We start from the raw sequence: 17,183 nt of genomic DNA, 5'->3' as shown, positions 1-17,183 counted from the left end.
GCGACTGATTGGCCAAAGGCGTTAAAAGGCCGGGGCGGGGACACTTAGTCCCCGCCCCGGCCTTGCTATGAAGTTGTCCCGGATCTGACGGCCCCTTTAGCGGCGGGTGTCGTCGACGCCGTCGGTATCGATGCGTTCCTTGCGGACTTCCTCGTCGACCCTGACCTCATCGGTCACGGTGTCCTTGTCGAGACGGACGCGTTCCACCGGGACGGTTTCCTTGTCCACGACGGGGCGTTCCTCGTGGAGGATGACTTCGTGCTCCTCCTCGCTGATGTCCGGACCGGACAGGGCCTCGCCCCGGTTGGCGTCCGTGATCGGTTCGCGTTCGAGCCGGACTTCCTCACGCTGGACGGGGACGGTCCGGGTGACGTTCTCGGTGGTGACGTACTTGCGGAGCCGAACCCGGCCGGTTTCCTGCTTCTCGGTACCGACATGGAGGCGTTCCTCGGAGCGGGTCATGGCATCGTCCGTCGTCGGACCGGAGGTGTCGTGGCCGACGGTGCCGGAGGTGTCCTGCCCGGCGAAGCGGTTCTCCTGATTGGTGGTGGCGTCCGTGTATGTCCGGCCGTCGCCGCTGAGCTGGTAGTGCTGGTAGAGACGCTCTTCCTCGGTGGATTCGAGGTGTCCGTCGACGTCCACGCGGGGTGCGTCCTTGACCACGTCCTTGGTATAGGGGACGACCACGTCATCGCCCCGCACCTGGGCTCCTTCCAGGGGGACGAAGGTCTCCGAGGTGCCGAACAGGCCCGTCTTGGCCGTGACCCAGGTGGGCTGGCCGTTCTCGTCGTCGGTGTAAACCTGTCCGATGGAGCCAATCTTGTCTCCGTCGGTGGAAAGGATGTTGCCATTGCGGTTCAGCAGGTCGTCGATGTGTTCCTTGGCGATCATGGTGTCTCCTTGGGTTGTCGATCATTTACTGCGGTTGGTGGCCCGGCCGGGAGCCTGGGTGGCATGCCGGCCGGCGGGGTGTGACCGGAATCGGTGCGGCTGCCCTGCGGGATTTTCCCTGCGGGGGCGACCCTTCTGTCCGGCTTCGACAGGACTACCATAAGCATGCTTACTACCTAGTTGGCAAGCATGCTTATTAATTTTTTTGCGTGCTCAACTCTCGAACCACAGCAAAAAGCCTCCGGCCGGGTCCAAGAACCCGGGCGCGAAGGCTTCCTGCCTGTCAGGCTGCGCCGGCGTCCGCCGGCGTCCGCCGGCGCCTGGTCAGTGCTGGCCGAGGCTGCCGCCGGCAGGCGGAAGCGTGCCGGGGCCACCCTCGGTCCGTGCCCTGCGTTCCGCCTCGCTCGCGGTGTCGCTGAGGGCGGTCTCGTCAGAGTCGCCCTCAACATCGACCAGGCCGTTCGTCTGGTCGAAGGGTTTGGCGGTGGAACGGGTGCCCACGTCGCTGGCGGTCCCGGTCCCATCCTGGGTCAGCCCGGCACCCTGTCCGAGTCCCTCGTCCGGGAAAACGCTTCCCGCGGTGCCGGTCGGCGGCACCGCGGCGGCCGCCCCCGGGCGCGGCGCGGCCGGCGGCACGACGGGCGCATCGGTCGGCGCCGCGTCGCCCTCGGAGCCCTTGCCTCCGGCCGCGGCGGCCACGCCCGCGGCCGCCGCGGCCGCGAGGCCTACGCCGGCAATCACTTTGCCGGAGACGCCGGCTTTGCCGCTGTCGCCGCGTGAGGCGGCTGCGTCGTCGACGCCGGGGGTTCCCGCCGGTACGCCTTCGCCCACTGTTCCGCGCCAAGCGCCGGTGGCATACCCCTCGTCCTCGATGAATGCCTTGAAGCGCTCGAGGTCGCTCTCGGCCTGTTTCTCCACGACGTTGAGCCTGTCACCGATCTTCTCCACCACGCCCTCGGGCTCGTAGTCGAGGGAGAGCCGCACGGATGTCTGGCCGCCGCCGAGATCTTCAAACGTGACGGACCCTGCGTTGGTCGCTCCATCCGTGGCCGCCCAGGCAACTTTCTGGTCCGGCACTTGTTCCAGGATCCGGGCCTGCCACTGCCTGCGGACCCCGGCGATCTCTGCAGTCCACTCCAGCCGCTCATCGCTGAGCTGCTTGACACTCTTCACTCCGCCCATGAAGTGCGGGAATTCCTCGAACTGGGTCCACTGGTTATAAGCCACGCTCACCGGGACGTTAACCAGGATGCGCTTTTCAACTTTGGTGCTCATGGTGTCTCCTTCGATTGGATCGGGATCGACAGTGATGAACTAGTCATCAGTAGGCTTACTATATCCGCGGATCCGCGAACCGGCCAGAGGTTTTCCGTCGCCAGGGAGGGCCGGGCGTCCCCGTGGGTTTCCCGGGGCGGTGGAGAGGCCGCGCGCCCCGGATGGCCCGACGGCGGCGCGCGCGGCTCCGTCCCTGCCCACTTAACGCTCTTGCCACAACGAGATCGGGGGTATCGGGCGTGACGCCCCTGGTCTAGCCTTTCCGGCCCTCCGTGGCGACGCCTTCGATGAAGTGGCGCTGTCCGAAGGCGAAAAGAATCAACATGGGCAACGTGATCAGGAGGGTGGCGACCATAACGTACTGGTAGTCTCCCTGGCCCCCGTTGGTGGGGCTGTATTTGGTCATCGCGTAGGCGATTCCCAGCGGGGCGGTGAAACCTTCCACCGACCCGGCGTTGAGGTAAATTAGCGCCGACTGCAGGTTGTTCCAACTCGCCTGGAACTCGAAGATGAAGATCACCACCAGCGACGGAATGGACAACGGCAGCGCTATCCGCCGGAAGAGTCCGAAGTAGCTGGCGCCGTCAATTCGTGCAGCCTCGAAGAGCTCCCGGGGGAGACCAAGGAAAAACTGCCGCTGCAGGAAGATATAGAACGCCGAGCCAAAGAGGTTCATGCCGAAGAGCGGGATCCAGGTGCCGAGGACGCCGAGGTTTTTCCAGATCAAATACTGCGGGACCATCGTCACCGCACCCGGGAGCATCATGGTGGCCAGAACGAGGCCGAAGAGGAAGTTGCGGGCAGGGAAGCGGAAATAGGCGAAACCGAAGGCGACCATGGCGCTGGAAATGGTGACCAGGGTGGCGGCCAGGACGGCGATCAGGAAACTGTTGGCCACCCAGTGGACCAGTGGCAGTTGGTCCCATACCTGGACGTAGTTCTGCGGCGAGAAAGTGCGGGGGACCAGGGCATTGTCGAATACCTCGGCGCGGGGTTTCAGGCTCGCGGCAATGAGCCACACGAGCGGGTATAGAAAGGCCCCGCTGATGAGGATCAGTACCGTCCAGAGCAGCAAGCGGGCCACGGCGGTCCGCGGGCCGCGCGTCGTTCGGCGCGTCCGCCGCCCGGCGGTCCGCTCCATTTCATCCTGCGGAGGGGCAGCGCCCGGTGACTTTGCAGCGGGCTGGGTCCGTGTCGTTGCCATCAGCGTTTCTCCCCTTCGTAGTAGACGAACTTGTTCCCGATTTTCACTTGGACGAGGCTAATCAGGAGGATCAAAGCGAACAGCACCCACGCCATGGCTGCGGCGAACCCAAAGTTGAATTCCCGGAACGCCTGCTGGAAAAGGTAGATCCCGTAAAAAAGCGACGCCTCCGGGGAGGAGCTGGTCTGGTCCCTCCAGAAAAGAAGGTAGGCCTGATCGAAAACCTGCAGCGCCGCGATCGTCAGGACAATCACGTTGAAGAAGATGGCACCCGAGATCATCGGCACCGTGATGTAGAAGAACTTCCGGACCGGACCGGCGCCGTCCAAAGCCGCCACCTCGTAAAGATCCTTCGGTACGCTCTTGAGCGCCGCCAGGAAGATGACCATGGTGCCGCTGACCCCCCATAAGGTCATCAGCACGATCGACGGCTTCACCCAGGCCGGATCGATCAGCCACTGCGGGCCGGTAATTCCGAAGAATCCGAGGGCCTGGTTGATGGCCCCCGTATTTCCGTTCAGCAGGAGCAGGAACACAGCCGCGGTGGCCACGGAGGGCGTCATCTTCGGAAGGTAGTAGACGGTCCGGAAAAACCCGGCGCCACGCCCCACCCGGTTCAGCAAAAGCGCGAGCCCCAGCGCGACGCAAATTTCCAGCGGCACCGCCAGGACGGCGTAAAACAGGGTATTGGCCAGCGACAGGGCCACTTTCGGATCGTCAAAGAGAAGGGCGTAATTAGTGACCCCGGCCGGCCGCGCCACGTTCGTGGCGAGGTTGTAGCGGCTGAAAGAGATCACCAGGCTGTAGACCATGGCGCCGAGCATGAACACCACAAAGCCGACGATCCACGGCGAGATGAATAAGTAACCAGCGATCGCTTCACGACGGTTGTATTTGTTCCGTGCCGGACGCCCTCCGCGCGACGTTTGGCGCGACGCGACTCGCACCGATGCCTTAGCTCCCACCAATGACCCCCGTTCTCGATTTCTCCAGCGCGAAGTCGAGGTCCGGCGACCTTGTGATGCCGGTGGCGCGCCCCTTGCGTCGTCCTGCAGCTTCGGCTAGCTTTCGATTTAGCAAGCTTACTTACAGTTTGGCAGTTAAAGGGCGTTTGGCCGAAAGTTTTCCGGTGGCGAAAAGATGCCGCGAAGACCTTGAAATTGACACTGGGGAGGATTCAGATGCGGGTTCGGGAAAAGAGCGTAGCGGTGCTGGCTCTGGCCGTTTTGGGGTTGACTGCATGCGGCGGGGGCGGTGCGTCCACTGCGGAGACGGCTGATTTCAAGAAGGAAGCGTCAGGGTCGCTGACGGCCTGGGCCTTCGACAACGCTGACGACGTCGGTAAGGCCCGGATGAAGTTCGCAGGGGAGCAGCTTCCTGACGTCAAGATCACCATGGACCAGACACCCTTTGACGCCCAGAAGTTCACCACCCGCGCCGCCAGCGGCACCGTCCCCGACGTCGTCCAAATGGACCGGGCCTTCGTCGCCACCTACGCCGCCCAGGGTCTCATTAAGCCGCTGGACGGGTGCTTCAAAGCGCACGGCATGGACCCGGCCAAGCAGTTCTATCCAGCGGTCACGCAGCAGGTCACGTACCAGGACAAGGTGTGGGCGGTTCCGCAGTTCTACCAGCCGGCTGCCATCATCCTCAATCAGGACGTCCTGCAACCCGCCGGCGTGGCCCCGGAAGACATCGACACCTCGGACAAGGCGAAGCTCCTCAGCGCCGTTTCCAAGGCCTACAAGTCGAGCGGAAGCAACCCCGCAACGCTTGGCTTCGATCCGGTGGCCGGCGGCCAGGCCGAGCTCTGGATCCTGGGCCAGGGCGGAAAGCTCATGGACGACAAGGGTGCCCCTGCCCTGGACGATCCTGCGAACATCGAGGCATTGACCTTCCTGAAGGGGATATACGACGCCCAGGGCGGCTACGCGAAGGCGAAAAGCTTCAGTGACTCGTTCGACACCTTCGGCAAGGACAACCAGTTCGTCAAGAACCAGGTCGGCGCGCAGGTCGACGCCCAGTGGTACGTCAACGTCCTGGCGCCGTACTCGAAGTCGCTCAACATCTCCGCCGTGCCCTTCAAGGGCAAGGACGGCAAGCCCTTCACGGTGGCGGGCGGAACATCGTTTGTCATCCCTGCCGGCGCCAAGAACGCCGATGCCGCGTGCGCCTGGATGACCTCGTTGGTCACGGATGACGCCTGGTCCGCGGCAGGTGCTGCCAGGGCGGAGAAGATCGCATCAACGCCCGGGGGCATGAACACGGGACTCTTCACCGGCTCGCCGTCCGCGGACAAGCTGATCCGGGACAAGTTCGTCAAGGCCAGCGGCAATGCAGGATTCGATCAGACCATCGCAACCTATTACGAGGTCCTCCCGGCCGGAAAGTCGCTCGGAGCTTCGCCGGCCGGCCAAACCATCAAGACGGAAGTCAACAACGCTATCGCCTCCGCCCTGCTGGGCACGAAGACACCCGACAAGGCCCTCGCCGACGCACAAGCCGCCGCGAAGCGGGCGTTTGACCAGGCCGGTTCCTAGGGGCGCAATGGCTGCCGACGCGACAATGTGAGGGGCGCTCCCATCCGGGGGCGCCCCTCACTGCGCCGGTCCTCCCGGCGCGGGGCCTCAGTGCGGGGCGGCCGGTTTCGTGCCAAGGAGGAGGTTAAGTCCCCAGCCCGCAGCGGTGGTCAGAAGGATGGCTCCTGCCATGGAAAGAAGCTGCGGCGGCGAGGAGAGGATTCCGAGGCTGACGATGAGTGTGGTCGCCCCGGCCGGCGGATGCGGCTTCCGAAGCCACGTGAGCACCAAGGTGGTGAGCGCAACGGAGAGCGCCCCGGCCGCCACAAACGGGGCGGTGAGTCCGCCGACCGGGGCGGGCGGGGCGTCCTGCAGGCCGAAGGCGTACAGGCAGGCGGCGCCCGTGATCAGACCGGTGAGGTGTCCGGCCAGCGTGTTGGATGGCCGGGCGGAGGGCTGCTCGGGGGATTCGAAAAACAGCATCACCGTCGGGCCCAGACTGGGGAAGAGCCATGGCAGGTGCAACCCGAGGCCCACCAACCCGGCGAGGGCAAGAACCACGAGCGAAAGCACCGCTGCGTAGGCTGCCGGCCCCACGGCGCTCCGGCGTGCTTCGAGCCGCTTCAACAGCGGCGGCCTCATGGTCATTTACGGCTACCTTCCACTCTCGGCCCTCAGCGCGCCACGATCAGCGCCTGGGGTGCTGCCTGCTTCATGCGGGTCTGCAGCCAGCGCAGCTGTACGGAGGTCTCCCCGTCGCACCGGGCGACGATGTCGAGCAGTTCGCGGTCGCGGAGAGCGGAGCCAGCTTGTTTCACCATGGTCCAGGTCACGTCAACAAGGCTGGCCAGCAGGTAAAGGTCCTGAAGGTCCCGCAACAGCCCCACCGGGCCGCTGCGTGTTGTGGAAAGCCCCTCGGCATGGAGGCGCTCCGGCTCGTCGTCGGACACGGACTCGCCGTACCGCTGCACTGCCGGGAGCAGCAGGCGGCTGTGCTCCTCGCACTGCTGCGCCAGGGTGTGGCAGAGGAAATGCACATCCGGTTCGGCACCATGGCCCGTCGCCACCTGGCGGAAGGACTCCGCGAGCGTGGTTTCGGCCTGGTGAAGCATGCCCAGGTAGATGTTCAGGTTCACGGCTTTCCGTCCTTCCCGCTCGGCTTGGTGGCGCCCGGCCCGATCGCGGCGGGGAAGCTGGGTGGCGGTGCAGCGCCGACCAACTCGGAGGCCTGGGCCTCGCTGCCGCCGGCCGTCAGCCGCGCCGACCGCTGTCCCGCCGCCGCCGCGGCGGGACGGGACGCCGTCGTGGTCGGCGCCGGCGCGGGGCCGGTGCCGTCGCCGATCTTTTCCACCTTCACGGCCGCGTTCTTGAAGACCGGCTGTTTCGAGACTGGATCCCATTCGGTGAGGGTGAGTTCGTTCGCAGCCGTCGGGTGTTCCCCGGGCGAGCCGCCCTGGTCCCAGTAGCCGTAGTGGAACGGGGCAAAGACGGTGCCGCGTCGGATGTCGCTGACGCGGACCGGGACTTCGATCCGGCCGCGCCGCGAGGTCACGCGGACGAGGTCGCCTTCGACGATCCCCAGCCGCTCGGCGTCGTCCGTGCCCAGTTCCACCCAGGCACTGGGGGCGGCCTTCGTCAGGGGGCGCGAGCGTCCGGTCTTGGTCCGGGTGTGGAAATGGTAGGCGGTCCGGCCGGTGGTGTACCGCAGCGGGTACTGGCCGTCGGGTTCCTCATGCGGAGGGGAGTAGTCGGCGGTTTTAAGGATGGCCTGGCCGGCCGGGACGCCGGCGCGGAACGATTCGGCGCCTACGGTGGCGCCGGTCAAGAGGTCATGCCCGTAGCTTTCGCAGTAGTCCGGGTCGGTGGGGAAGACGCCGTCCGCGTAGAGCCGCTCCCGGCCGTCCGGATTCTCATCGTTGCAGGGCCACGGGATGCCGCTGCTGCCACGGAGCCGGTCATAGCTGATGCCGCTGTAGTCGCAGGGCCGGCCTCGGGAGCATTCCTTCCACGCCTCAAAGCCGTCCTCCGGCCCGGTCCACGGAAGGAGCGGTTCGCCCTGCAGGGTGGTGAATTCCATCCGGCGGGAGTAGTCGAGGAAGATGTCCAGGTCGCTCCGCGCCTCGCCGGGCGGTTCGACGGCCTTGTCGGAGAGGTGGACGATGCGGTTGACGTTGGTGAAGGTTCCCGTCTTCTCACCCCAGGCGGCGGCGGGCAGGACGACGTCGGCGGCCTGGGCTGTCTCGGTCAGGTAGAGGTCCTGCACCACCAGAAACAGCTCGGGCTTGGCCAGGATGTCCCGGATCCTGGGCAGGTCCGGCATGGAGACCGCCGGGTTCGTCGCCGAAATCCAGAGGAACTCGATGGAGCCTTGTTCGGCGTAGCGGAAGATCTGCATCGCGTGCGTCGGCGGCGCCCAGTGCGGGATGACCAAGGGGTCCACTTCCCAGAGCTCGGCAAGTTCCCGGATGTGCTCCGGATTCTCCCAGTTCCGGAAGCCGGGGAGGTCCCCGTCCGCCCCGCATTCGCGGTTATTCTGCGCGGTCGGCTGGCCGTTCATCTGCAGGATGCCGCATCCGGGCCGCCCGAGCAGCCCGCGAAGCAGGTGCAGGTTGTTGACCTGGCAAGAGGCGGCGGTGGCCTGAGCGGACTGGTAGAAGCCCTGCAGGACCGTGGACAGCACGCGAGCCGAGGTGCCGAAGATTCGGGCGGCCTCCCTGATGTCCGCGGCGCTCACGTCGCAGACCCCCGCCGCTGCCTCCGCCGTCCAGGGTTCCACGGTGGCCTTGAGCTGCTCCAACCCGACCGTGTGCTCGTTCACGTACTCCTCATCGAGCCAGCCGTTCGCCAGGAGTTCGTGGACCAGGGCGTTCATGAGGGCGAGGTTGGTGCCGGGTCGGACGGCCAGGTGGACGTCCGCCTGGCGCGCCACCTCCGTTTCGCGCGGATCAACGCAGACGACCTTGGGCCGGTCCGGTCCCGCGATGCGGTCCAGCACCCGCGACCACAGCACGGTCTGCGTCTCGGCCATATTGTGTCCGTAGAGGAAGATCGCGTCGCAGCTGTCGATGTCCGTGTAGCTGCCGGGCTGTCCGTCCGCTCCGAAGGACTCCTTCAGCGCTGCCGCCGCCGTCGCGGTGCACAGCCGGGTGTTGCCGTCCATATGCGGGGTTCCGATGCCGGCCTTCCCGATCACGGCCAGGGCGTAATACTCCTCAAGGAACAACTGGCCGCTGGTATAGAAACCGTGGCTGAGGGGTCCGCGTTCCCGCAGCAGCTCCCGGCTCCGCTCGGTGATGCGGTTCATCGCCGTGTTCCAGTCGCATTCGACCAGCCGGCCGTTTTCTCGGATCAGGGGCCGTGTGAGCCGGTCGCGGTGGGCCACGCCCTGCCAGCTGGCGAACAGGCCTTTGGGTCCGAGGCGGCCGTGGTTGACGAGGTCTCCGGCGCGGCCGCGGATGCCGACCATGGCGCCGTCCTTGACGGCGATGTCGCAGGCGCAGCCGTTGCTGCACAGCACGCACGCGGACTGGACCCAGCGGTCGACGTCGTCCTCGGTGACACCTTCGCTAAGCGTCTGGTCCACCCGCACCGGCCACAGCCCGTCGCGGGGATACGGGGTCCTCGTGCCCCAGATGTCGGCAATCCGGTCAACCATAATTGTCCTCCCATTGCTGCGCCCCGGGCTGCGACCAGGGCCGGATAGTTGCCCCGATCAAGCTTTATCAGCATGTGGCCGCCGCGTACAGGGGCCGGTTCCAAAAGGGTCCGAAGTCCGCAGCGCAGGTGCCGGGGTCAGAGGGGCGGCGTGACCCTGCCTGCTAGGATGCTGGCGATCTCCGCAGTTGTCAGGACCCGTTGTCGGTACTCCCGGCAAAGGACGTCCCGGACGGCGGCTGCTGCCTCAGGATTCTCCGAGGCGGTGGCCTCCGCCGCGTAGATGACGCGGATGATGTGGCCGAACGCAGGCGGGACGCATCAGGTTCTCCTGGGTAGCAGCTGTTGAGGATGGCCCCCAAGGGAGGGTCCATGGGATTCTTCGACATCACATCGTGAGTCAGGCCGTGTCGGGGTAGCTGGCCAGCAGGTAGTCCGCGGCGGTAGCTCCGGCCATCCGACGTCGGCTGCTGTTGGGGTCAACCCCGCACCGCTGCATGGCCGACCGGAACACCCGGTCCTCCACGGGCGTGATGCGGTGAAGCAGGCACCAGCTCGTATAGAGGCCGTAGAGACAGTCCGGCCCCAGGGGGCTGTGGGTTTCATCGGGGACCGTTGCGTCCAGCAGGAACCGTTCAAAGTGCGAACTGGCCATTGGAAGCTCTCTTTCGCGAGCGCATCAATGTGCCGCCGGTCTGCTTCAGCGGCTCCCTTTGCGGCCGCGCAAGCGCCGGCAAAAGGATCCGCCCCTTTCGGGGACTGGATTCCTTCGAATCTACGACTCACCCCGCTCCGCTGTCCAGAGTTTGTCGCCTCCGCCGGTTCGGGTCCAAGGCGCGCGTACCCAGGGCCAAGCGTGCGTCCCGGCAGGCCCTGGGTACCCGCGCGTCCGAGGCCGTTTCGGGCCCGGATGCGCGGGAATCTGCAAAATATGGTGAACTAGGCGGGTATGGGCGCATCTGCCCGAGCAACCTTTTTCTGTAGGAGCACCGTGCCAAGCAAGGCCCCCACCGGCAAGAAACTCGTGATTGTGGAGTCTCCCGCCAAGAGCAAGACCATCGCCAAGTACCTGGGCGAAGGTTTCATCGTTGAGGCCTCTATCGGTCACATCCGCGACCTTCCGCAGCCTTCGGAGCTCCCTGCGGAACTGAAGAAAACCCCGCTGGGCAAGTTCGCCGTCGACATTGAACACGACTTCAAGCCGTATTACGTGGTGTCTCCGGACAAGAAGAAAAAGGTCGCCGAACTCAAGGCCCAGCTCAAGGGCGCCGACGCGCTCTACCTCGCAACCGATGGGGACCGCGAGGGCGAGGCCATCGCGTGGCACCTGCTGGAAGTCCTTAAGCCCAAGGTTCCGGTGTACCGGATGACCTTCGGTGAAATCACCAAGGAAGCCATCCACCGCGCCATGGACAACCTGCGTGACGTGGACCAGGACCTCGTCGACGCGCAGGAAACCCGCCGTGTCCTCGACCGCCTCTACGGCTACGAGATCTCCCCGGTGCTGTGGCGCAAAGTGGCCCGCGGCCTGTCCGCCGGCCGCGTGCAGTCCGTCGTGACCCGCATGGTGGTGGACCGGGAACGCGAGCGGATGGCGTTCAAGTCGGCGTCCTACTGGGACCTGACCGGCCAGTTCGGCGCGGAGTCCGGTTCCTTCAAAGCGAAGCTTGCCGCCGTCGACGGCTCCAAGGTCGCCAGCGGCCGGGACTTCAACGACGACGGCGAGCTCACCTCGCGCGGCGTCGTGCACCTGAACGAGGAACTCGCCGGCGCCCTGGCCGCCGGCCTGCAGGACGCGGACTTCCGCGTCCGTTCCGTCGACACCAAGCCCTACACCCGCCGCCCCGCGGCGCCGTTCACCACCTCCACGCTGCAGCAGGAGGCCGGCCGCAAGCTGCGTTTCTCCTCCAAGAGCACCATGCAGGTGGCCCAGCGGCTCTACGAAAACGGCTACATCACCTATATGCGTACGGACTCGAACGCCCTGAGCAACGAGGCCATCACCGCCGCGCGGCGGCAGGCCTCCGAGCTGTACGGCCCCGAATACGTCCCGGCGTCGCCCCGCGTCTACAGCGGCAAGGCGGCCAACGCGCAGGAAGCGCACGAGGCCATCCGCCCCGCTGGCGACTCCTTCCGCACCCCGGCGCAGGTCGCCAAGCAGCTCTCCGGCGACGAGTTCCGCCTCTACGAGCTGATCTGGAAGCGCACCGTCGCCTCCCAGATGGCCGACGCCAAGGGCTCCACCGCCACCATCCGGCTCGGCGCCGTCACCGTGGGCGGCGCGGCCGCCGGCCGGGACGCCGAATTCTCCGCCTCCGGCACCGTCATCACCTTCCCGGGCTTCCTCGCAGCCTACGAAGAAGGCAAGGATGAGAGCCGCGGCGACGAGGACTCCGAGGAAGCACGCCGGCTGCCCAACGTGGCCAAGGACGACGCCCTGACCGCCTCGGAGATCGTCGCCGTCGGGCACGAAACGTCGCCGCCGCCGCGCTACACCGAAGCGTCCCTGACCGCGGAGCTGGAAAAGAAGGGCATCGGCCGCCCGTCGACCTACGCCTCCACGATTTCCACCATCCAGGACCGCGGCTACGTCCGGAAGCAGGGCTCCGCGCTGGTGCCGAGCTGGATCGCGTTCTCCGTGATCCGGCTGCTCGAACAGCACTTCCACGACTACGTGGACTACGACTTCACGGCGGACATGGAAGCCGACCTGGACAAGATCGCCAACGGCCAGGAAGCCGGGCCCGCGTGGCTGAAGCACTTCTACTTCGGGGAGGATTCCGAGCCCGGCCTGCTGAGCATCGTCAACAACCTCGGCGAGATCGACGCCCGCGAAATCAACTCCATCCCGATCACCGAGGGCATTACCCTGCGCGTCGGCAAGTTCGGGCCGTACCTGGAAAGCTCTGTCCCCACCGTGGACCCGAAGACCGGCGAAGTCATCGAATCCGCCCGCGCCAACGTCCCCGAGGACTTGGCCCCGGACGAGCTCACCGCCGCCAAGGCGGTCGAGCTGATGGAGACCGCCGCCCCGGAGGAGCGCGTACTCGGCGCAGACCCGCACACCGGACACACGATCGTGGCCAAGAACGGCCGCTACGGCGCCTACGTCACCGAAGTCATTCCGGAGATGACCGAGGAGCAGCTCGCCAACCAGCCGGTCGAGTACTACAAGAACGGCAAGCCGAAGCCGCCGAAGAAGCCGGTCAAGGCCAAGCCGCGCACCGGTTCGCTGTTCGCCTCCATGAGCGTGGACACGGTGACCCTGGATGAGGCCCTGCAGCTCATGAGCCTGCCACGGGTGCTCGGCCAGGATGCCGACGGCAACCCGATCACGGTGCAGAACGGCCGTTTCGGCCCGTACCTGAAGAAGGGCACGGACTCCCGTTCCATCGGCTCGGAGGAGGAAATCTTCACCATCACGCTGGAACAGGCGCTGGAGATCTACTCGCAGCCCAAGCAGCGCGGTGCCCGCGCCGCCGTCCCGCCGCTGGCGGAGTTCGGCCCGGACCCGGTGTCGGAGAAGAACATCGTGGTGAAGGAAGGCCGCTTCGGCCCGTACATCACCGACGGCGTCACCAACATCACCGTGCCGCGCAGCACTGCGATCGAGGAACTGACGCGGGAACGCGCCGTCGAACTCCTCGCCGAAAAGCGCGCCAAGGGCCCGGTCAAGCGCACGACGACGGCCCGCAAGGCCCCCGCCCGCAAGGCCGCCGCCAAGAAGTAGAAGGTGCTGCCCGAACCGGTGCAATCCTCTGCGTGCTCGCTCGTTCCTCCCCGCCGCCCCCTATCCTCGCAAGCTCGGACAGGGAACCCTGACGGCGGGGGCCCAGCTTAGACGCACGCTGCCGGATCACTCCGGTTTGGGCAATAGGGGTTCGGGTAGGAATTGCGGACCGGGGCGTGACGTGATCGAGTAGGACCATGACTGAACAGCCAGAACCCATGGATCTCCAGCCGCTCAACGACCTCGAAGAGAAGCTCGCCCGGGGAGAGCAGCCGGACGCCAACCCGGTGGACGTCATCCTGTCCTTCCTCAACAACGAGGTCTACATCGTCAGTTCCGACACGATCGAGGGCCCGGACTCCCAGGTGGAGCCGCTGGTGCTCGCCAACGCCTCCGGCGAACCCGTGCTGGCCGTCTTCTCGCACCCGAGCCGGGTGGCGGAGCAGTACCTCGCTGCGGCGCCGAACGTGCTCGGCACCCAGGGTTCGGCGATCATCGGCAACCTCGGCGACCAGCTGGGCATGGTGATCAACCCCGGCGCTGTCTACGGTTTCGAAATCGACCCTGAGGGCGTGGCGAACATCCGCCGGGACTTCAAGCCGTCCGAGGAGGAGCCGGAAGCGGCCCAGGGCGACGGCCAGGCCTAGTCCGCGGAACGGGGCCGGCCCGGTCCGTTAGGCGGGCCGGGTTCCCGGGGGAATAATGGCAGCATGCGGCTAGGCGTCCTCGATATCGGGTCCAACACTGTCCATCTCCTCTTGGTGGACGCCCACCCCGGCGCGCGCCCGGTTCCGTTCGCGTCGCATAAGCGGCCGCTCTCCCTCGTGCAATTCCTGGAGACCGACGGGAGCATCAACGACGCCGGCCAGCATGAACTGATCGAATTCGTCCTCGAAGCGTGGGAGTTCGCAGCCAAGCACAAGGCCGAAGATCTTCTGGCGTTCTGCACCTCGGCCATCCGCGAGGCCACCAACGGGCCCGCCGTCCTGGCCCGGGTCAAACATGAGACCACCGTGACGCTGCGGGAACTGACCGGCAGCGAGGAGGCCTCGATGACGTTTTTCGCCGTCCGCCGCTGGTACGGCTGGGGCGCGGGTCCCGTGCTGAACCTGGACATCGGCGGCGGTTCCTTCGAAATGGCCTACGGGGAGGACGAGCTCCCCGAACTTGCGACGTCGGTCCCGCTCGGCGCGAGCCGGCTCACCCGGGACTGGCTCGCCGAGGACCCGCCGTCGGCCAAGAGCGTCAAGGAGCTTCGCCGCTACATCAGGGCCACCCTCAAGCCCGCGGTGCGCGACTTCGCAAAGCTTGGCAAGGCCAACCATGTCGCCGGAACCTCCAAGACCTTCCGTTCGCTGGCGCGCATCGCCGGAGCCGCGCCCAGCGGCGCCGGACCCTACGTCAAGCGGGAACTGTTCGCCACGGACCTCGGCCTGTGGGCGCAACGCATCTCTGCCATGGAGGTGGAGGACCGGCTGAACCTTCCCGGTGTTTCCGAAGCGCGCGCCCCCCAGCTTCTGGCCGGTGCCCTGGTAGCGGAAGCGGCCCTGGAAATGTTTGAGTTCCCGAGCCTGGAAATCTGCCCCTGGGCCCTCCGCGAGGGACTGATCCTGCGCCGCCTCGATCAGCTCATCTTCGAAGGTCCCCTGCAGCCGGCGCCGCACGTGACCCGGGCCGACGAGCCCGCCGAGCCGCAGGCACCCGACGTCGAGGCGCTGGAAGCGCCCTGACGAGGGCCGGCTCCGGCCGGCATTGTCCGCCCGGCACCGAAAGCGGGCCCCGGCGTGTCGTTCCGGACGCACCCCGTTCGTTGACAAGGTGAAGGGCCGGCAAGGGACCGGCCCCATCGTCCAGGAGGACAGCACCATGGCACAGTACCTGCTCAGCGTCTACCAGCCCGCCGGCCCGGCCCCGGCCGCGGACGTCCTGGCGCCCATCATGCGGGACCTTGAAGCCTTGAACCGGGAAATGAAGGCCGCCGGCGCCTGGGTCTTCGCCGCGGGACTGCACCCCACAGCGACCGCCACAGTCGTGCGGCAGCAGGGGGCCGAGACACTCATGACGGACGGCCCGTTCGCCGAAACAAAGGAACACCTCGGCGGATTCACGGTCATCGAGGCGCCGGACCTCGACGCCGCCCTCGGCTGGGCCGGGAAGCTGGCCCGCGCCACCACCCTGCCCGTCGAAGTGCGGCCCATCCAGCACTAGCCGGACGGGCGGGAGCCCGGAAACGTGAAAGGCACCGGCGGTCCGCTGCGGGAAAATGGGGGAAACCCGCTGCAGACCACCGGTGCCGGGCAGACATCCGCATGACTGCCATATCATCACTCGCACCCTCAATGAGGCAGTTCCTACGTTAGGCGCCGAGTTTGGGAACAAGCTGCGTTGAGGATGTGAGCTGGCTGTGAATCGGGGCGGACTGCAATGATGGGTCAATGAGCAACCGAATCGCATTCCTGGGCTGTGGGTCAATGAACGAGGCAATCCTGGGCGGCATGATCGCGGGCGGAACGGACCCCGCGGACATCGTCGCCACCGTCCGGCGCGCCGAACGGGCCGCCGAGCTGGCCGAGCGGCACCACGGGATCACGGCCATCGCCGGCGAGGAAGAACCGGAGAACAACAGCCAGGCCGCCACCGGCGCCGCCGTGGTGGTGCTGGGCGTCAAGCCCGTGGGAGTTACGGACCTTGCCCGCGAGATCAGCGGCTCGCTCTCGCCGGAGACCATCGTCGTCAGCGTTGCCGCTGCAGTCTCCCTGGCGCAGCTGGAAGCGGCGCTCCCGGCCGGGCAGCCCGTCATCCGTTCGATGCCGAATACGCCGGCCAAGCTGGGCCGCGGCGTCGTGTCGGTCTCGGCCGGAACCCATTGCTCGGGCGAGCAGCTGCAGCGCGCGAAGGGCATCTTCGCCGCCGTCGGCACCGTCGTCGAGATCCCCGAGGAGCAGGTGGACGCCCTGTCCGCGATCAGCGGCTCGGGCCCGGCGTACGCCTTCTACCTGGCCGAGGCGATGGCGGCCGCCGGCGTCGAACTTGGCCTTGACGCCGAGCTCTCGCTGCTGCTGGCGCGCGAAACCGTCGCCGGTGCCGGGCTGATGCTCGCCGAGCCGGGCGCCGATCCGACGGCGCTGCGCAAGGCCGTGACCAGCCCGAACGGCACCACCGAACGGGCAATTGCCACCTTTGACGAGCGCGGCCTCCCGGCGATCATCGCGGACGGCGCCCGGGCCGCCGCCGAGCGGGCCGCGGAGATCACCCGGCAGCTTGGCTAGTCCGAACGCAGGCGCCGCCATGACGCCGGCCGGGCCGGGTGGCAGGATAGGACCCATGGAACTGCACATCACAGGGGACCCCGCGGCGGACCAACTCCTCAGCGAGGACGCGTTTGCGCTGCTGACCGGCATGCTGCTTGACCAGCAGGTGACGATGGAGTCGGCTTTTGCCGGTCCGGAAAAGATCCGGACGCGCATCGGGTCCATGCAGCCGGCCGCGATCGCGGGGTACGATCCGCAGGAATTCGTCGAGATGTTCAAAGAGCGCCCGGCCGTGCACCGGTTTCCCGGCTCCATGGCCGGCCGCGTCCAGGCGCTTGCGGAGACGGTGCACAGCGATTGGAACGGCGACGCTACCGCCATCTGGACGCAGGGCGACCCCGACGGGCCGGAGGTGCTGCGCCGGCTCAAGGCGTTGCCGGGGTTCGGCGAGCAGAAGGCGAAGATCTTCCTGGCGCTGCTGGGAAAGCAGTGCGGGCTCCGGGCGGAAGGCTGGCGCGAGGCCGCCGGCCACTACGGCCAGGAGAACGCTTTCCTGTCCGTCGCGGACATTGTGGACCCCGAGTCGCTGAGCAAGGTGCGGGCCAGCAAGCAGGCAGCCAAAGCCGCCGCGAAGGCTGCAAAGACCGCCGCGCCCTGAG

At 66.8% G+C, this 17,183-nt stretch carries 15 protein-coding genes; 7 read left to right on the top strand and 8 right to left on the bottom strand.

Annotation, left to right across the window (positions count from 1 at the left end; genetic code table 11):
• Positions 1-96 precede the first annotated feature (96 nt).
• The 4 genes from AC1MED_RS15425 to AC1MED_RS15410 form a co-directional block, all read right to left on the bottom strand.
• Positions 97-891, bottom strand: coding sequence for a DUF2382 domain-containing protein (locus tag AC1MED_RS15425; protein WP_479784130.1), 795 nt, complete (start codon positions 889-891; stop codon positions 97-99).
• Between the two features lie 324 nt (positions 892-1,215).
• Complete coding sequence (locus AC1MED_RS15420; RefSeq protein ID WP_479784128.1) at positions 1,216-2,166, bottom strand: SRPBCC family protein; 951 nt, start codon at positions 2,164-2,166, stop codon at positions 1,216-1,218.
• A 253-nt stretch (positions 2,167-2,419) separates the two neighbouring features.
• Complete coding sequence (locus tag AC1MED_RS15415) at positions 2,420-3,370, bottom strand: carbohydrate ABC transporter permease (RefSeq protein ID WP_479784126.1); 951 nt, start codon at positions 3,368-3,370, stop codon at positions 2,420-2,422.
• Positions 3,370-4,317: a carbohydrate ABC transporter permease gene (locus AC1MED_RS15410; protein ID WP_479786704.1), complete on the bottom strand. Its 948-nt coding sequence runs from the start codon at positions 4,315-4,317 to the stop codon at positions 3,370-3,372. Before AC1MED_RS15410 ends, AC1MED_RS15415 begins: the two co-directional genes overlap by 1 nt.
• Before the next feature lie 234 nt (positions 4,318-4,551).
• Here AC1MED_RS15410 and AC1MED_RS15405 point away from each other — a divergent pair, with 234 nt between their 5' ends.
• On the top strand, positions 4,552-5,910 hold the full coding sequence (locus AC1MED_RS15405) for an ABC transporter substrate-binding protein (RefSeq protein ID WP_346957815.1): 1,359 nt from the start codon (positions 4,552-4,554) through the stop codon (positions 5,908-5,910).
• Between the two features lie 87 nt (positions 5,911-5,997).
• Here the strand turns inward: AC1MED_RS15405 and AC1MED_RS15400 are convergent, their stop codons facing one another.
• The 4 genes from AC1MED_RS15400 to AC1MED_RS15385 form a co-directional block, all read right to left on the bottom strand.
• Positions 5,998-6,537 carry an HPP family protein gene (locus AC1MED_RS15400; RefSeq protein WP_479784125.1) on the bottom strand — a complete coding sequence of 180 codons (540 nt, stop codon included), beginning with the start codon at positions 6,535-6,537 and terminating at the stop codon, positions 5,998-6,000.
• A gap of 26 nt (positions 6,538-6,563) precedes the next feature.
• Positions 6,564-7,025 carry a hypothetical protein gene (locus AC1MED_RS15395; RefSeq protein ID WP_346957813.1) on the bottom strand — a complete coding sequence of 154 codons (462 nt, stop codon included), beginning with the start codon at positions 7,023-7,025 and terminating at the stop codon, positions 6,564-6,566.
• Complete coding sequence (locus tag AC1MED_RS15390; RefSeq protein WP_479784124.1) at positions 7,022-9,544, bottom strand: molybdopterin oxidoreductase family protein; 2,523 nt, start codon at positions 9,542-9,544, stop codon at positions 7,022-7,024. Before AC1MED_RS15390 ends, AC1MED_RS15395 begins: the two co-directional genes overlap by 4 nt.
• A gap of 399 nt (positions 9,545-9,943) precedes the next feature.
• Entirely contained in the window at positions 9,944-10,198 is a 255-nt protein-coding gene (locus AC1MED_RS15385) for a hypothetical protein (protein ID WP_346957811.1), read from the bottom strand.
• Between the two features lie 336 nt (positions 10,199-10,534).
• On the opposite strand from AC1MED_RS15385, the gene topA reads away from it, so the two are divergent.
• The 6 genes from topA to AC1MED_RS15355 all read left to right on the top strand — a co-directional run bounded on the left by topA (position 10,535) and on the right by AC1MED_RS15355 (position 17,182).
• Complete coding sequence (gene topA / locus AC1MED_RS15380) at positions 10,535-13,273, top strand: type I DNA topoisomerase (protein ID WP_346957810.1); 2,739 nt, start codon at positions 10,535-10,537, stop codon at positions 13,271-13,273.
• A 197-nt stretch (positions 13,274-13,470) separates the two neighbouring features.
• On the top strand, positions 13,471-13,920 hold the full coding sequence (locus tag AC1MED_RS15375) for an SseB family protein (protein ID WP_346957809.1): 450 nt from the start codon (positions 13,471-13,473) through the stop codon (positions 13,918-13,920).
• Between the two features lie 63 nt (positions 13,921-13,983).
• A complete protein-coding gene (locus AC1MED_RS15370) occupies positions 13,984-15,003 on the top strand; it encodes a Ppx/GppA phosphatase family protein (protein ID WP_479784123.1) in 1,020 nt (339 codons plus the stop codon).
• A 136-nt stretch (positions 15,004-15,139) separates the two neighbouring features.
• Positions 15,140-15,481: a YciI family protein gene (locus AC1MED_RS15365; RefSeq protein ID WP_346957807.1), complete on the top strand. Its 342-nt coding sequence runs from the start codon at positions 15,140-15,142 to the stop codon at positions 15,479-15,481.
• 227 nt (positions 15,482-15,708) lie between these two features.
• Positions 15,709-16,542 carry a pyrroline-5-carboxylate reductase gene (gene proC, locus AC1MED_RS15360; RefSeq protein ID WP_346957806.1) on the top strand — a complete coding sequence of 278 codons (834 nt, stop codon included), beginning with the start codon at positions 15,709-15,711 and terminating at the stop codon, positions 16,540-16,542.
• Between the two features lie 55 nt (positions 16,543-16,597).
• A complete protein-coding gene (locus AC1MED_RS15355; RefSeq protein WP_479784122.1) occupies positions 16,598-17,182 on the top strand; it encodes an HhH-GPD-type base excision DNA repair protein in 585 nt (194 codons plus the stop codon).
• Position 17,183: the final 1 nt, after the last annotated feature.

The sequence above is a fragment of the Arthrobacter sp. BI5 genome (assembly GCF_056680065.1).
This window is presented reverse-complemented; position numbering and strand designations above follow the sequence as displayed.

Coding starts and splice junctions, on each gene's coding strand:
- AC1MED_RS15365 (WP_346957807.1), top strand. CDS start 15,140: ATGGCACAGTACCTGCTCAGCGTCTACCAGCCCGCCGGCCCGGCCCCG.
- AC1MED_RS15400 (WP_479784125.1), bottom strand. CDS start 6,537: ATGACCATGAGGCCGCCGCTGTTGAAGCGGCTCGAAGCACGCCGGAGC.
- proC (WP_346957806.1), top strand. CDS start 15,709: ATGAGCAACCGAATCGCATTCCTGGGCTGTGGGTCAATGAACGAGGCA.
- AC1MED_RS15425 (WP_479784130.1), bottom strand. CDS start 891: ATGATCGCCAAGGAACACATCGACGACCTGCTGAACCGCAATGGCAAC.
- AC1MED_RS15420 (WP_479784128.1), bottom strand. CDS start 2,166: ATGAGCACCAAAGTTGAAAAGCGCATCCTGGTTAACGTCCCGGTGAGC.
- AC1MED_RS15355 (WP_479784122.1), top strand. CDS start 16,598: ATGGAACTGCACATCACAGGGGACCCCGCGGCGGACCAACTCCTCAGC.
- AC1MED_RS15385 (WP_346957811.1), bottom strand. CDS start 10,198: ATGGCCAGTTCGCACTTTGAACGGTTCCTGCTGGACGCAACGGTCCCC.
- AC1MED_RS15415 (WP_479784126.1), bottom strand. CDS start 3,370: ATGGCAACGACACGGACCCAGCCCGCTGCAAAGTCACCGGGCGCTGCC.
- AC1MED_RS15405 (WP_346957815.1), top strand. CDS start 4,552: ATGCGGGTTCGGGAAAAGAGCGTAGCGGTGCTGGCTCTGGCCGTTTTG.
- AC1MED_RS15375 (WP_346957809.1), top strand. CDS start 13,471: ATGACTGAACAGCCAGAACCCATGGATCTCCAGCCGCTCAACGACCTC.
- AC1MED_RS15370 (WP_479784123.1), top strand. CDS start 13,984: ATGCGGCTAGGCGTCCTCGATATCGGGTCCAACACTGTCCATCTCCTC.
- AC1MED_RS15390 (WP_479784124.1), bottom strand. CDS start 9,544: ATGGTTGACCGGATTGCCGACATCTGGGGCACGAGGACCCCGTATCCC.